Here is a 15,186-nt window from a genome sequence, read left to right on the forward strand (position 1 = left end):
CTGATTTGTCACCCAATTTGCTTCAGTTGCGCAATCACTGCCTTAGGATTGGCTGCACTGAAAACAAAATTGCCAGCCACCAACACGTCCGCTCCCGCTTGCCGTAACGCAGGCGCGTTAGTAAGGTTTACCCCGCCATCAATTTCAATCTTTGCTGATGAGTTTCGGGAATCAATTAAAGCTTTCAGCGTACGGGTCTTTTCATACGTCCTCTCAATGAATTTCTGTCCACCAAACCCGGGGTTCACAGCCATCACACATACCAGGTCAATATCGGCAATGATGTCCTCTAATAAATTTACAGATGTATGTGGATTGATGGCCACACCAGCCTGGCATCCCAGTGCTTTAATCTCTTGTACGGTACGATGCAAATGCTCACAGGCTTCATAATGAACCGTTATGGTCGATGCCCCTGCTTCCTTGAACGCATTCAGGTACCGCTCCGGATGAACAATCATCAGGTGTACATCCAATGGCTTTTTTGCGTGCTTTTTTATTGCCGATGTCACGGGCAATCCAAACGAAAGGTTGGGTACAAAAACGCCATCCATAATGTCGATATGAATCCAGTCGGCATCGCTTTCATTGACCATGTGAACTTCCCGTTCAAGATTGGCAAAATCAGCAGCAAGAATGGAGGGGGCAATTATCGGTTGAGCCATGTGAAAAATTTCCCAAATATAAGGCTCTGATTCAGTTCATCTTTACGATTCGGAAGGTTAAAATCCGATCAACTGTGGTTAGTCGCAAAATATAAATACCGGAAGCTAAACCCGATAGATCCGCAGTGTATTGATTATTCAACCATGAAAAGGAAACTTCTCGTTCTGTGACCAACTGACCCTGACTTGAGACCAAGGCCAGCTTTATGTTCCCTTTTTCGGGTGAGGCTGGACGTATAGTCAGCATGTCTGTAACTGGATTTGGAAAAACAATTACCGGCTCGGTTTGACTGGACTGTTCCAGGTAATGTATTACCGCGAGGTAATTTGGTATGCCGTAACCCAGCAAATTATCCGGGTTGTTTGCCTGGGAAGCTGTCTTACGAAGGGCTTCAAGCAAGTTGGTATTTTTCAACTCCGGATAAGCCTGCCATATTCCCGCGACCAATGAAGTTACAAGCGGTGCCGAAAAAGAAGTGCCGGATCCGGTGAATACCGATCCACTGGCACGAACTACTGAAACACCTGAACCCAAAGCAACCAGATCTGGTTTAATTCTTCCATCGGCACTAGGCCCCATGGAACTAGATGATGAACGCACACCGAAACTGTTGATATTGCCAATGGCCAATACATCCTTGCCATCAGCCGGGCCGGTAATGATGCGCCACGAGGCATCGTTCCCTTCATTTCCGGCACTGGTGACCACCATCATTCCCTTGCTAAATGCCAGTTGTGCTGCGCGGGTTACTACGGTTGTTTCACCATCCAATTGATCGGTTGTATAATCCATGGATGCGATATCAAACGTACTGTACCCCAATGATGAATGAATGATATCCGCTCCTGAACTGTCGGCACGTTCAGCTGCAAACAACCAGTTGTACTCTTCAATGCGGTATTCTGTTGGAACATCTTCTGTTACATAAAGCTGGTATGAAGCCTCCGTAACGCCACCGGTAAATGATCCCTCAACGTTTGCACTCATGATGGACAACACACGGGTTCCATGGTCATCGTATTGAAAGACATTTGAAGTTCCGGATATAAAATCAAAAGAATTACTTTGATCAATTTGGTTGTTGGTGAACAAATGCTGAAAGGGTGTAGTCATATCTACGCCTGAAAACCCGCCATCGAAAACGGCAATAACAATTCCATCTCCTTGCTTTCCATCCAGGTGCATGGCATCAAGTCCGATCATTGAAAGTTGCATATCGGTTGCTTCCGCAGCGGCCTCGGTTACTTCGTTTTTGAATTTTCTTCGATTACCAGAAGCAGGGTGATTTCCCGGTGAAACAAATTCGACAGATGATACATAGGGTAAATCCTCGAGTGCAGAAAGTATCGCATCATCGCAAGAAACCAATGCACCGTTCATCCATTTGGTCGTGTAGATCACCTCCGCACCTGCATCGCGAAGGCCTTGAACATAAACTGGATTAACGGGTAAGTCGCTTTCTGATATTGAAATGTTATGACGTGCTCTTCGATCAAGTGCTCGTTGTGTTAAGAACGTTTCCGGAGAATTTATGGAATAAGGTGTACCCGTTTTATCTGCAAAAAAAACAACGTATTGATTTTCCTGCGCCTGTGCACCAAGCACACACGCACCAATCACTAGTAAAAAAAGAAATTTATTCCACCCCATAATCCGTCAACACCATCTTCCTGTAAGTACCGTTATTGATCTGGTTAGTACATGTGCCTCCTGAACAATTATACTCCCACACCTGATATTCACTAAACACCAATCCTTTATCCAGGCTATATACTTCTAGCCGGTCATCTTTAAACACTAAATTACTCTCACGATTTTGGTTAACCACCAATACATCTGAAAAGATAACACCGTTACCGGCATCAAAGTTACCACCGTATTGCTCGAGGGTGTATAAATCCTCTCCTTCATCGTTAAACAGATTGCCATTCCATGACGCATTTATGCGCAATGGAAAAACAAGTTTGGCATAGGTGGTGTTTCCTTCAGCCACCAATGCATATTGATTGGTTAAACGGACGGACCAGGTCTCCCGATATTCCCAAGCCTCATTATCTGCCTGGCGTGTACTTCGGTACAACACATAGGTTAATCCTCCCTCCTGATTTTCAAAGACATCTGTCACTTCCACACGAAGTTGATAGGCCAAGGACTCGGGTGGGTTAAAAGCAGTGTAGTTAATTTCGTCTACATCATAAACCTGATAAAACCCAACCTGTAGCGGAAAGAAAGCTGCGTCATTCAGCCGGACTTCATCAGAGGAACAACCCCACAAACAGCACATCAGAACCAATAAATATGATGCAATTCTTTTCAACTATCCTTCATTTTAAGTAAATCGGCCTGATAAAATGACTCTCAGTTTTACAAAGTTATCGATTTTAAAATGGCCTTAAAAGTAACCGTTAAAGTGGGAAACATTTCAAACCTGAGTGATGCACGTTACAGCGCAGGCATGGGTGTGGATTTGTTGGGGTTTACCGTGGTACCCGGAAGGGATGGATATGTTGAGCCTAAACAATTTCAGGAAATGCGCGGTTGGTTTGCCGGACCACAAGTGGTCGCTGAAGCTTATGGTGCGGATGACTTGAACGACATCATCAACCAGTACCAGCCAGACTTGGTTGAGCTTTCGGTTGAAGATTTGATGGTATTAAATCCATCAGGAATTAAATTGATTGTAGCTACTTCTATCGAAGGTCTTGGTAGACACAAACAGATAATTGACCACTATAAATCCGATATAGCGTTCCTGCTGGTTCCTGAGCCTGTAACAGATCGAGAACTTCGTGATCTTGCAGCCGAATTTCAGGTACTGGTTGACAATCCGGGTGAGAACATCCAACAACTGGTTGAAATACCTCATGTTAGCATTGCACTTAAAGGCTCAGTAGAAGACAGACCAGGCTATAAAAACTATGATGAGTTGGCTCAGGTATTGGAGTTCTTGGAAGAATCCTAAGTGTCAGCATTTAAATGGAAAACCTACCCAACCTCAATGCATGTTCAATGGCTTCACGAGTGATATCCGGATAATCAATTTCAATTTTTTGCTTGGTTTCTATCCACTCCTGAATTTTGGGCAAGCGCTTCCGTTTTACATTTTTGATTACCGGCACACCCAAATCGCGCAAAGCTGCCGCATTGTAATGTTGCTCGTATTGCTTTTTCATGGGTACCACCAACAACTTTTTCCCCAAAAACAAAACTTCAGCGGGCGTTTCAAAGCCTGCTCCCGATAGCACGCCTTTGGATGAGACCACGCTGGCTACAAACTCTTCATTGTTGATCGGGTAAACGGAGAGCCTGCCAATGTGATATGGCTTTTTTGCATGCTTTGAAAAAATGTGCCATCGCACATTAGAAATTCGCGCCAGTAATGGAACGAGTTTGCGATCATCATAGGCAGGTAAGTACACCGTATAATGTTCACCTTTGGTAACCTTAGCCTCCCGAATGGCTTTACGAATCACGGGTGTATAGATATTTGTATCGTAACGGGCAAAGTGAAATCCCACAGCAGCATCTACCGGTGCATAATTATTCAAAATCCATTCACCTACCGGATCAAAATGTCTGGGATGCGGCACTTTCTTAGATAGAATTGCTGACTGATGACTCAACGCTATGCAGGGAATCTTTTTTCGCCTGCATGCCCATGCCGAAATAGGTTCAAAGTCGTTAATGATCAAATCGTATTTCTCTACGGGAAATTTTTTAATCTCCCTCATTACTTCCTTTGAACTGTTCTGCTTGAATGTTTTATAAAAATCTATCCCCCCCGATTTTCCAAAAAAGAAACTGAGTCCTTTGGATTTGTACTTCACTGAAAAAGGCAATTTAATGTCGGCCTGTGCCCCACTGAGAAATATGTCCAGGTCACCATACTCGCGCAGGATGGGGACAACGTCAATTGCCCGGGCCACGTGTCCGTTACCCGTACCTTGAATGGCATAAAGCAATTTCATTTCTTGACCATTAAAAATTCATTGACAAGATCCCTGAAAATTTCATCGGTATCAAGTCCGTGGCGCAACCGTTTGGGTAATTTCATGGATGAAGCATACGGATCGTCTTTATACCGGTAAACTGACCAGCGGTTGCCGTCATATTCCAAGGCAGAAAGATTCTCCACCCAATCACCGGAATTCAGGTAAGTAACGGAACCCTTGTCGGTTTCAATAGACTTAATTTCGGGATGGTGGATGTGCCCGCAGACTACATAGTCATATTGGTTTGAAATGGCAATATCAGCAGCCGTTTTATCGAAATCGGTAATGAATTTTACAGCGGTTTTCACACTGTCCTTTACCCGCTTCGAAAGGGAAATCTTTTCACGACCAAAGCGCTTCAGGCACCAATTCACAAATGTGTTGATGAGAATAAGTGTGTCATACCCTACCGCACCAAGTTTTGCCAGCCACTTGGAATATTGCATGGTTACGTCAAACACATCGCCATGAAAAATCCACGCACGTTTTCCATTCAACTTGAGCACAAGCTTATTTTCAATCTGAAATGACCCAAGCTTAAACCCGGCAAACTTGCGGAGCATCTCATCGTGATTGCCCGTAAGGTAAATAACTTTGGTTCCTTTGGTTAGCAGGCCGGTGATGTGTTTGACAACCTGCATGTGCGACTTGGGCCAATAGCGCTTACTGAATTGCCACATGTCGATGATGTCGCCATTCAGGATTAATTTTTTGGGCTTGATGGTTTTCAGGTAACGCAGAAGCTCTTCTGCGTGGCAGCCGTAGGTGCCTAAGTGTATATCGGAGAGGACTACAATTTCAAGCTCGCGCTTCTTACGTTTACTCATTTACATCGTATACTAAGAAACCCGGAGACCCAAAGGCCTCCAGGTAACCTAAACCTGTGAAGATGTTCTACTGATGCAAAAGTATGCTTGTGCTATTACCCCCGCTTCATGGGGTTATTATGGAATTGTTATGAAGCAAAGGGGTCAGTTTTTGAACCTGAAACGCAAATATTTAATGGTCTCTCCCTTGGAAGCAAACGCTTCTTCATAGCGTGTTTTAATATCGAAACACTCTGGCCTGAGCGGTGAGGCATATACGTCATGCGTAAATTCAAAATCGGTTATGTCGGTACGCTGCTCAAGCACTTCAAGGGTGTAATTGAAGAGCAACGTGTTATCGGTCTTGAGCCTAACGAAACCTCTGGGCGCAAGTAGTTTTTTGTACATCTCTAAAAAACGCGGACTGGTAAGTCTGCGCTTGATGTCACGCTTACGCGGACGAGGATCAGGAAACGTAATCCAGATTTCATCTACTTCCTGTTCTCCGAAAAAGTTTTCAATCAATAGGATTTGCGTGCGAAGAAAGGCTACGTTGGTAAGCCCTTGCTCTACGGCCCAGGTGCTTCCTTTCCAGATGCGTTCGCCCTTGATATCAACCCCGATATAATTCCTTTCCGGGAACAGCGATGCTAATCCAACGGTGTACTCTCCCCTGCCACACGCCAATTCAATGGTGATGGGGTTATCATTTCCAAAATGCTCACGACTCCAATTTCCTTTAATGGTTGTGTAATTTGATTTTGAACGTTCAATTACATTGCTCCGCTCTTCTATGATTTTGAAACGTTCCTGCTTTCTTTTCATGAATAGATCGTACTTATTTTAAAGATTGTTCAACTCAGCTACTACAAAAGTACTTCCTCCCACAAAAATTAAATCGTCAGGGTTAGCTTTTCGCAGCGCCATATTCAACGCATCATTTACATTCGGTACAACGTCACCTGTCAACCCAAATGCTTTTGCTTCCTTGGTTAGTTCCTTTGCATCCATCGCACGGGGAATATTCGCCTGACAAAAAATATAGTGTGCTTCCTTCGGCAACAGGTTAAACACAGCACCATGATCCTTATCTTTCACCATGCCGATAATCATAAACAGATTTTTATACGAATAAGTAGCCAACTGTTTTACGATCAACCGGATACCATCCACGTTGTGCCCCGTATCGCAAATGACTAACGGATTTCCTTGAAGAATCTGCCAGCGTCCTTTCAATCCGGTTTGGCTGATAACCTGTTGCATCCCATCACAGACTTGCTCCTTTGAAATTGAAAACCCACGATCAGTCAGGCATTCCAATGCGGTCAGCACTCCGGCAATATTTTTTTGCTGATAGCTGCCCAACAAAGGAAACTCAAACTCAATGGGCTGATCCTGAAAGACAGCATTCACTTTAACCGAATTTCCATGCTGCCTGATTGTAACAGGCCTATCTGCAAAAAATATTGGCGCTTGCTCAAGTTTAGCTTTCTCTTCAAAAACTTGTGCTACTTCTTCCTGCAGTTCACTAATCACAACGGGAATACGTTGCTTGATAATACCTGCTTTCTCAAATGCAATTTTAGGGAGCGTATCGCCCAACATATCCATGTGATCGAAACCAATGTTGGTAATGACTGAAACTTCAGGGGTTATCACATTGGTTGAATCCAGCCTTCCACCCAAGCCAACTTCAATCACGGCTATGTCAACCTGTTGTTTCGCAAAGTAATCGAATGCCATGGCCACCGTAATCTCGAAGAAAGAAGGTTTAATTCGGTCGATGTGTGGCCGTATCCGATTCACAAAATCAACAACAAATGCCTGCGATACTTCCTGGCCATTGATGCGAATGCGTTCGGTAAACGATTTTAAATGAGGCGATGTATACAAACCGGTCTTGTATCCGGCAGATTGAAGTACTGAAGCCAGCATGTGTGCCGTGCTCCCCTTTCCGTTGGTGCCCCCAACATGAATGGATTTAAATTTCTGTTGTGGATTGCCCAGCGCTTCACACAGCGCCAAGGTGTTGGTTAAATCCTTCTTGAAAGCCACCGCACCCACCCGCTGAAACATGGGTAAGTTGGCGTAGAGGTATTCGATCGTTTGTTCGTAAGAGCTGAACATGCGGGCGCAAATGTCCTCTTGTGGCGACCAAAATCCAAACTTATTTACTGTGGAATTTACTTGGAGCGGATCACAAAGGTAATCCGTCCGGTAGAAATTGCGGGAACATTGGTACCCGTCTTGGAAAAGGTAAGCTTCTCCACTTCTTTCCGACAAATGTTCTCAGCCTCCAGACTTACACTTCGTTCAATGGTACGAATCGAAATAATTTCTCCGGAGTCATCAACCTTGATTTCAAAAACTACCCTACCGGTCTCATTGTTCGGAACATTTGGATTGGGGATATAATCCCAATTCCAGCCAGCCAGATCTAATCCGGCTCCATTGTTACCACCACCCTGCTTGCCATACAACGCCTTGTTATCCAACTCACCTTTTGGGTCACCTTTATCGCCAGTCTTGTTGACATCGTCACCGTGGCTTACAGGTTTGCCTTCCTTGTTGTCGGTTGTGGTTTTCTCGGCTGTGGTTTGTGTTTGCGTTTTTTGTGTCGTTTCAACGGGCTTGGTTTCTGTCTTGACTACCTCTTTCTTCTCTTGCTCCTTTGGCTTTTCAACGGGCTTTGTCTCTGTCTTTTTCTCTTCCTTTACAGCAACTGTACTCTCCTGAGGCGTCACAGCTTGTTCCTGAACCGGTGTTGACTCTTCCTGGGTAGCCTCTTCCTGAATTTGCTCCTCAGCTTCTTGCTGGTCGGTATTGCTCTCTTCCACCTCATCCTCCGAAGGCTGTTGCGAGCCGGCCGGCTCATCGGGTTGTGTTGAACCAGTCCCTACATCATCCACACCAAAGTTTAATTCAATGCCGTATTCCGGAAGTGGCGGATCAGGCGCGCGCCAGGCAATCACAAACAAAAACAACAGGAATAACAGTACATGCACGCCCACGGTCGTGACCAGTGCAATCTGCTTGTTTTTCTTTTCCTGTGGATTTTCGATCATATCTATTTCGGCTTGGTAGCCGCAATAACTTTCGCTTCCAATGATGTGGCAATGCCTGTTACATACATCGCTTCTCCCCATGGCACATCCTTATCGATGTGCAACACCACCGACCCCCCTTTGGTGGTCAGCTTGCTTTTTAATTCTCCTTCCAGCAAACTCTTCGACACCTTCTTTTCATTAACGAAATACTGCAGGTCTTTGGTCACCGTTACCGAAACTTTTTGCATTTCGATGGTGCTGGTTTTTGTGGTGGGCAGATTGACCGGTAAACCTGAAGGCGTTACAAACGATGAAGTAAGCATGAAAAACACGAGCAACAAAAAGATCAGGTCAGTCATGGATGACATGCTGAACATGGGCTCAACCTTATTTTTCGAACTCAGTTTCATCGTGGTTCCTGTAACAGGTCAACAAAATCAATGGATGTATATTCCATTTTATGAATCACCTTCTGCACTCTTGATACCAGGTAGTTGTACGCCAGGTATGCAATAATGCCTACAATCAAACCGGCTACCGTGGTAACCATGGCGGTGTAAATTCCATCCGACAAGAGTTTGGGACTAACCGATCCCTCCTGCTGTGAAATAGAAATGAATGCCTGAACCATACCAATAACCGTACCGAGAAAGCCCATCATGGGAGCTGCTCCGGAAATGGTGGCCAGCGTAGAAAGGTTTTTTTCAAGCCTGAAGATTTCAAGTTTACCCACATTTTCAATAGATGCTTCAATGTTCTTCAACGGACTACCGATCCGTGATATCCCCTTTTCAATCATGCGGGCAATGGGTGAATCGGTTTGCGAACACAAGAGTTTGGCACCGCTGATGTCGCCTTTAAGCACAAGCTCTTTCACCTTATGCATAAACGGATCAGGATCCTGATTCGCTTTGTTGATGGTGAGAAAGCGTTCGAAGAAAATGTAAATGGCAATGAACGAAAGCAACACGATGGGAATCATCATGAAGCCGCCCTCCAGCGCTAAATCAATAATGGATAGTGACTGATTGGCCGTTTCTTCGGTTGCCACATCAGTCATGATTTGAAGTAAGATCATGAATCAAAAAATAAATTGTTCAATTAAAAAATAGCAGCCCAGCCGGCTTGCGTAATCAGTACTTCAATACCCAAACCGCATCGCCATACTCAGCCTTCAGGCCGTTGGCAATGGTTTGTGCGGCATCAAACGAATCGCCTTCAGCAATGCTGATGCGTGAAACTTTATGCCTGCCGAAAGGAGGAATTATCTTTGAGCTCACACCTTTATCACTCAATTCTTTGGCATAATCCATAAGCAAGTCCTGATCGAGCGCACTGGCTACTACCACATAATAACGACCGGTGCGGTCACTTAGTGTTTCTATGGTTCCTTCTTTTGGAATAGCCGCTAACGAATCTAACCTACGTTGTTCCGCCTGACGTACTGCCTCTGCCAGCCTGTCTTGTTCTTGCTTCTCCAACAAAGCTTTTTGACGAAGTGCCTCTGCTGCCGCTTCCTCTTTTGCTATTCGTTCCTTTTCCTTCGGTTGATAAATTACAAAGTACCAAGTTGCTCCCAGCGCCAACACAATGACGAGCAAAATGCCCAAAACCTTCGGCCAAATGGAAGACTCTTCCTGGTAAGCCGAATAACGATATGTAGACTCTTCAGCGGGCTGTTCTTCTTGCTGCGATGATTCATAATTAGAGTAAACCTGTTCCTCCTGTGGTTCAGGTTCAGGGGTCTCCTGCGATTCGGAGGACGAATTCTCTACTTCTTCATCTTTGCGAATGGGCTCGTATTCAATCTCAGGAAGACCAAACGAGTCATCTGATTCATTCGCCTTATTTTCGTTGTTAGCGTCTTCTTCGCTTTGCTTTTTTCTTCTTGCCATGAAGGGTTAGTCAGTTGGTATGTACAAAATTAAGTGAATTTTTGAGGCATCCAAACATATCGGGCATCGTAAACGGCATGGCTCAAAAGCTCCAGGTTATGCCGCCCATGGCCTGAAAACCTCTTACGGGGTAGTTCAAAAATACCTGATAGTTGGAGCCCGAAATGTTAATCAGGTCAACAAACACCGAGAACTTATCGGAGACAAAATACTCCGTTCTGAAATTCAGATCGAAGGCCGGATCGAGGGTAATGGTCTGAAGCGACTGATCAAGCGCCTTGATTCCCCCAAGCGCAATAATATCGGTACTAAAAGCGATCTTCCCTTTCAGGTTGTATAGTCCATTCAGGCTGAAGCTATACCCAGGCCGATGCCACGCTTCGGGCTGATTATCTGTTCCATAACTGAAGTAATCACCACGAATGGTTAAGCGAGCCTTATTTCCGTAGTTCAGGTTAATGGCAGCAAACAGGTTAGCCCGTTTCGTAGCTCCGTCATCAAACACGGTGGTAAACCTCGACTGATCTTCAACATCATTAACAAAGAAATACAGGTTGCGCAGGTTGGCAAACGAGAAACCAGTATTGATAAACAAGTTACCGCTTATGCGTGCATTTAGCATCGCTTGCAAATCAAACAAGCGATTGGTGTGATAGATCGGAATTGCCGGACCCAGCCATTGATTTTGGCGCATCAGGCTTTGCAAGGAAACACGATCAACCCCACCGGTAAGTGAACCAATCAAATCAACTGACGGACTAAGCGGATACGTTACCTGTACATCAGGAAAGAAATGAAGATCACGGTTATCCAGCGTATCGTTTTCAAGCGCAACAACCGCACCGATACGAAACTTTACATTATCCAATGCCTTGAAAGTATAATAGGGATTAACCTGAAACAGGTTCCTGCCTTTGGCGTCCACCCCTTCATCTTTTCTGCTGATCAAGGTATAAGCTGCGCTTAATTCAATCGCGTGGTCGTCTTTAAGCTTATAGGCGCTTTTGAATGTGAGGTCAACCGTACTTTCGGCTGCTTCAAATTTATCCTTCAGGTAACTGAAATTACCGCCTAATCCATAACTAAAGGCTGTGTTCCGGGCATTCGCCAATCCAAAACCTGCTTTAAATACATTGTACGATTGCCGAATGGTATCGCGCGAAACTTCCATGCCTTCAGGATATCCGTAGAAATGCGTAGTGAAATTTTCAAAACCTGCATTTGCCTGTAGGGTAATCTCTTTACCAAATGATTCTGCAAAAAATGAAACGCCCGAATTACCACTTCCTGAATTGCGTCCATCTACCGGTCCTTTACCCGAACTGTTCAGAAAAGCATGAACGCCAAGCAATTTGTTCTTGTCCTCCTTGGTATTGAAAAATGCTTCGAGGTACGGAGACGCATAATTACCGTACCCTGCACTCACAAAGCCTGCACTCACATCGGCAGCTTGCTCCTGCTTCAGGCGCAACGGACGAATGGAAGTAACCACTTCCGGTGTGTTGAACTGCAACGTTTTAAACGTGTAGGATATTTCCGGCTTAATTGGCTCGGCTGGTCGTGGTGGTATTTTATCAAACAACCGGTTGGCTTGCGGTAAGGTGATTTCCCGTTCTTTTACGATTTCAATCTCAACCGGTTTGATTTCTCCTCCCTCATCCTGGGCTTGTACCGATAAGATGCACCCGATCACAAGTAATCCGGATAAAAATAGCGTTTGTATCGACTTCAAATACATCATTTATTGTCAAGCGTATCCGCTTCGGTTTTCTTTTGATTACTCAATTCCTCTGCTTCAATCTTTGCCAGCTTTTCTTTTGCTGTTGATTTAATATGCTCAAGTGGAAATTTATCAATCAACGATTGCAAGGTGGCTTTTGCCTGAAAAGGATTTTGCATCGCCATAAAGTTATCGGCAAGCAACAGGAAAGCGCGACCAACCCATTCTTCGTACGCACCAAATTCTGAATCCATGCCCACCAATGTTTCGTAGCTTTGTTTGTACTCACCGGTCAGGTAAAAAATTTCACCCAATCGATAGCGTGCTTCCGCTCCAAATTCATCCTGAGCCGTGTTCAGGGTGTTGATAAATTCATCCTTGGCAGCATCATATTTTCCTTGTGCCATGGCCGACTTGCCCAGGTACAAAGACGCTTTGTTTTGGGCGCCTGCATTGATATTTCCTTTTTCAAGGATGATGTTGGCGTAAGTATTGACCGAATCGTATTGCGCCAATAAATAAAACGATTCCATCAAACCCGACCACGCATTAAACTGTTCCTTTTTGTTGGTAGCCATGCGTTCCATTTTGCGATAGCTGTTGATGGCATTCTCATACCGGCCCTTTCGAAATTCGATTTCTGCAATACGAGCAACTACCCGATTGAGAAAAGTAAAGTTCTGATCAGTGCTCAGCTGAACATAAACGGGCAAGGCATTATCCAGGTCAACGGAGCGGTAATAGGATTCAGCGAGGTAATAGTTTGCCTCTTGCGTACGCGCACTGCCGGCATACGTGGCTAGAAAATTTTTAAATCCATTGATGGCGCGAGCGTATTGTTGATTGAAGTACTGCGTCTTGGCTGCTTCAAACTCAACCACCTCAAGATTCTTTCCTTCCGGATTAGCCGTTTTGAAAGCGGTAAGGTACTGATCGAATTCATCACTTCTGTTCGCTAACCCAAGCGCTTCCTGCAAAGGTAGCAACACTTGCTGTGCTGCTGGATGTGTCGGAAACTTTTGAATAACTGCTGCGTAATCACTGACTGTTTTATCGTATTGCTTCAGGTTAAAGTACGAAGCTGCTCTTCGCATATACGCATACGGCAGAAACCGTGAACCACTTCCTTCATTAATAAGCTGCGTTAAACCATTTGCTGCCGTTTCATAGTTGCCTTGTTCAATTTCGAATTGCGCTCGTTGAAAGATGGCCTCATCGCGATATTGTGATTTTGGGTAGCCTGAGATCAGCACATTAAATTGATTTCTGGCTTCCGGGTACTTACGCAAAATGCCATTGATTACACCCGTTTGGAAGAGGATGTAATCATCATCGGGAGAATTAAGCTTGCGTGCCTGGTTGTACGTGTTGACAGCCTCCTGGTAGTTTTTGCTTACGTAATAGCAATCGGCCAATCGAACCAGTCCATCTGTGTACATGTTTCCTGATTTTGGCGACCGGTTGGTGAAATCCTTGAAGTTAAACAGCGCCTGTTCGTATTGTTGAAGATTAAAATGTGCATAAGCGATACCATATCGTGTCTTAATCAAAACCTCAGGTTCAACACCGGTGGTTGCAATCACCTTTTGATAATGAGGAATGGCCTCCTGATATTTCCGCTCGATTGAGAATGCCTCTCCCAACCAAAAACTTGCCAAGCCAACATACTGCGGGGATACAGGGTAGCTCAATGATTTTTGAAAATACTGAGCGGCTTCCGTGTAGTCATCTTTATTAAAGAGTTCCGTGCCCTTTAAGAACGTTGCTTTTTGATACGCCTGGTTTACAGCAGTCGAACGCTGTGGCAATGATTCGATATACTCAATGGCCTTGTTGTAATTGTTTCCGTTTACATAGGCCTGCGCCAGAATTTCTTTTACTTCGGTGGTGTAGGTGCTGGACGGAAAGCCAATCAAAAAACGTTCAAGTTCTGTAATTGCTAAATCTGGTTTTCCTAAATCGTACGAAACTTTAGCAAAGTGAAATGTACTCTCTTCTACCAGATCTTTATCATTGAGGTATTTACGCGCATGATCAAACGCATTGGCTGCAAAAGGCTTATTGCCTTGTTTCAAGTGCAAAATTCCCAGGTAATACGAGGCGTAATACCCAACCGTATCCGATGAAGTTGCAGAAGCTTTCAGGTATTCAATAGCACGGTCATCTACGCCAAGGGCATAATTTGCGTACCCCGCCCGATACAGCAACGATGCCGGGGCTTTACTTTTGTTTTTATCAAGGTAAAGTTCGTAGGCATCAAGTGCTTTCTGGTACTCTTGCTTAAAGTAATAAGCGTCTGCAACCAACATGGAAATTTCCGCATAGTTGGTAATGGAACTTGCCCGATCGCGCAAGCCTGCTTCATACTGAATCAGGTCGTTGTAATTCTTTTGCCTGTACAAAACATTGGCAATGAGATGTGGAACAATAGGTGCATAGGCAGCATTGGCCTCTGCTCGTTTCAAATCAATATACGCGCTACCGTAGTCACCATTTCCATAGGCGATATATCCGGCATAATAATTGGCCGCGGGTGCATACGGGCTATCCTGAATTTTTACCTGATTGAATTTAACCAATGCATCGTCCAGCTTTCGCTGATTGAACAAGCTGTACCCCCACTTGAAGTAAGCCTCGGTGCGCTGCTCGGACGTGAGCGCAACAAAATCAACTTTGCCAAAAGTAGCGCTGGCCTTTACATAGTTTCGCTCCGTATAAAAGTAGTTGGCCAGATCAAGGTAAGCTGTTTTACTTCTTGGATTGGCCGGATGGCTGTCTACAAATTCTTCCAGTAGTTTTTCTGCATCGCTGTGGCCAAGGTTTAATGCGCAATAGGCTTGGTAGTATTCCGCCTCTGCCCGCCTGGTATCCGTTGAAGTGGATTGTTGAAGGTATTGCGTAAATACTTCACGCGCTGCACCATAATTGGCATGGTTCACCAATTCCAAACCCTTCTTATATAAGATATCTGATCTGCTTCTTGAAAGCTGATCTTGTGCACCCGTAAAGGTTGCGGTAGAAAAGAAGGCTAATAAAAATAATCCCAGTACCCTTGCCACA

General features: G+C 44.7%; 14 protein-coding genes. 1 reads left to right on the forward strand and 13 read right to left on the reverse strand.

From position 1 onward, the window contains the following. Positions 1 to 8: 8 nt before the first annotated feature. The 3 genes from rpe to QY309_08085 are packed head-to-tail and all read right to left on the reverse strand — an operon-like array spanning position 9 to position 2,983. Complete coding sequence (gene rpe / locus QY309_08075) at positions 9 to 665, reverse strand: ribulose-phosphate 3-epimerase (GenBank protein WKZ61436.1); 657 nt, start codon at positions 663 to 665, stop codon at positions 9 to 11. A gap of 31 nt (positions 666 to 696) precedes the next feature. Beyond that, entirely contained in the window at positions 697 to 2,316 is a 1,620-nt protein-coding gene (locus QY309_08080; protein WKZ61437.1) for a S8/S53 family peptidase, read from the reverse strand. Further along, complete coding sequence (locus tag QY309_08085; GenBank protein ID WKZ61438.1) at positions 2,303 to 2,983, reverse strand: hypothetical protein; 681 nt, start codon at positions 2,981 to 2,983, stop codon at positions 2,303 to 2,305. The genes QY309_08080 and QY309_08085 overlap by 14 nt, the downstream gene beginning before the upstream one ends. 69 nt (positions 2,984 to 3,052) lie before the next feature. Here QY309_08085 and QY309_08090 point away from each other — a divergent pair, with 69 nt between their 5' ends. Next, entirely contained in the window at positions 3,053 to 3,628 is a 576-nt protein-coding gene (locus QY309_08090) for a hypothetical protein (protein ID WKZ61439.1), read from the forward strand. Between the two features lie 10 nt (positions 3,629 to 3,638). Here the strand turns inward: QY309_08090 and QY309_08095 are convergent, their stop codons facing one another. The 10 genes from QY309_08095 to QY309_08140 all read right to left on the reverse strand — a co-directional run bounded on the left by QY309_08095 (position 3,639) and on the right by QY309_08140 (position 15,185). After that, the gene (locus QY309_08095) at positions 3,639 to 4,634 is read right to left on the reverse strand and encodes a glycosyltransferase family protein (protein ID WKZ61440.1); all 996 of its coding nucleotides are present in this window, start codon (positions 4,632 to 4,634) and stop codon (positions 3,639 to 3,641) included. Next, a complete protein-coding gene (locus tag QY309_08100) occupies positions 4,631 to 5,485 on the reverse strand; it encodes a UDP-2,3-diacylglucosamine diphosphatase (GenBank protein WKZ61441.1) in 855 nt (284 codons plus the stop codon). Before QY309_08100 ends, QY309_08095 begins: the two co-directional genes overlap by 4 nt. 144 nt (positions 5,486 to 5,629) lie before the next feature. Further along, a complete protein-coding gene (trmB, locus tag QY309_08105) occupies positions 5,630 to 6,289 on the reverse strand; it encodes a tRNA (guanosine(46)-N7)-methyltransferase TrmB (protein ID WKZ61442.1) in 660 nt (219 codons plus the stop codon). A gap of 18 nt (positions 6,290 to 6,307) precedes the next feature. Continuing rightward, positions 6,308 to 7,591, reverse strand: coding sequence for a folylpolyglutamate synthase/dihydrofolate synthase family protein (locus tag QY309_08110; GenBank protein WKZ61443.1), 1,284 nt, complete (start codon positions 7,589 to 7,591; stop codon positions 6,308 to 6,310). A gap of 56 nt (positions 7,592 to 7,647) precedes the next feature. Continuing rightward, complete coding sequence (locus QY309_08115; GenBank protein WKZ61444.1) at positions 7,648 to 8,529, reverse strand: hypothetical protein; 882 nt, start codon at positions 8,527 to 8,529, stop codon at positions 7,648 to 7,650. A 2-nt stretch (positions 8,530 to 8,531) separates the two neighbouring features. Continuing rightward, positions 8,532 to 8,921 carry a biopolymer transporter ExbD gene (locus QY309_08120; GenBank protein WKZ61445.1) on the reverse strand — a complete coding sequence of 130 codons (390 nt, stop codon included), beginning with the start codon at positions 8,919 to 8,921 and terminating at the stop codon, positions 8,532 to 8,534. Then, positions 8,918 to 9,589, reverse strand: a complete 672-nt coding sequence (locus QY309_08125; GenBank protein ID WKZ61446.1) for a MotA/TolQ/ExbB proton channel family protein — start codon at positions 9,587 to 9,589, stop codon at positions 8,918 to 8,920. Before QY309_08125 ends, QY309_08120 begins: the two co-directional genes overlap by 4 nt. 55 nt (positions 9,590 to 9,644) lie before the next feature. After that, positions 9,645 to 10,406 (reverse strand): hypothetical protein, encoded by a 762-nt coding sequence (locus QY309_08130; protein ID WKZ61447.1) that lies wholly within the window; start codon positions 10,404 to 10,406, stop codon positions 9,645 to 9,647. An 82-nt stretch (positions 10,407 to 10,488) separates the two neighbouring features. After that, a complete protein-coding gene (locus QY309_08135) occupies positions 10,489 to 12,138 on the reverse strand; it encodes a hypothetical protein (GenBank protein WKZ61448.1) in 1,650 nt (549 codons plus the stop codon). 5 nt (positions 12,139 to 12,143) lie between these two features. Further along, entirely contained in the window at positions 12,144 to 15,185 is a 3,042-nt protein-coding gene (locus QY309_08140; GenBank protein ID WKZ61449.1) for a tetratricopeptide repeat protein, read from the reverse strand. Position 15,186 lies beyond the last annotated feature (1 nt).

This window comes from Cyclobacteriaceae bacterium (assembly GCA_030584025.1).
In the GTDB taxonomy this organism is placed as follows: Bacteria; Bacteroidota; Bacteroidia; order Cytophagales; family Cyclobacteriaceae; genus UBA2336.

Excerpts from the sequence above, each read along its gene's own strand:
- QY309_08115 (WKZ61444.1), bottom strand. The coding sequence starts at position 8,529 with ATGATCGAAAATCCACAGGAAAAGAAAAACAAGCAGATTGCACTGGTC.
- QY309_08100 (WKZ61441.1), bottom strand. The coding sequence starts at position 5,485 with ATGAGTAAACGTAAGAAGCGCGAGCTTGAAATTGTAGTCCTCTCCGAT.
- QY309_08080 (WKZ61437.1), bottom strand. The coding sequence starts at position 2,316 with ATGGGGTGGAATAAATTTCTTTTTTTACTAGTGATTGGTGCGTGTGTG.
- QY309_08090 (WKZ61439.1), top strand. The coding sequence starts at position 3,053 with ATGGCCTTAAAAGTAACCGTTAAAGTGGGAAACATTTCAAACCTGAGT.
- trmB (WKZ61442.1), bottom strand. The coding sequence starts at position 6,289 with ATGAAAAGAAAGCAGGAACGTTTCAAAATCATAGAAGAGCGGAGCAAT.
- QY309_08110 (WKZ61443.1), bottom strand. The coding sequence starts at position 7,591 with ATGTTCAGCTCTTACGAACAAACGATCGAATACCTCTACGCCAACTTA.
- QY309_08095 (WKZ61440.1), bottom strand. The coding sequence starts at position 4,634 with ATGAAATTGCTTTATGCCATTCAAGGTACGGGTAACGGACACGTGGCC.
- QY309_08130 (WKZ61447.1), bottom strand. The coding sequence starts at position 10,406 with ATGGCAAGAAGAAAAAAGCAAAGCGAAGAAGACGCTAACAACGAAAAT.
- QY309_08120 (WKZ61445.1), bottom strand. The coding sequence starts at position 8,921 with ATGAAACTGAGTTCGAAAAATAAGGTTGAGCCCATGTTCAGCATGTCA.
- rpe (WKZ61436.1), bottom strand. The coding sequence starts at position 665 with ATGGCTCAACCGATAATTGCCCCCTCCATTCTTGCTGCTGATTTTGCC.
- QY309_08125 (WKZ61446.1), bottom strand. The coding sequence starts at position 9,589 with ATGATCTTACTTCAAATCATGACTGATGTGGCAACCGAAGAAACGGCC.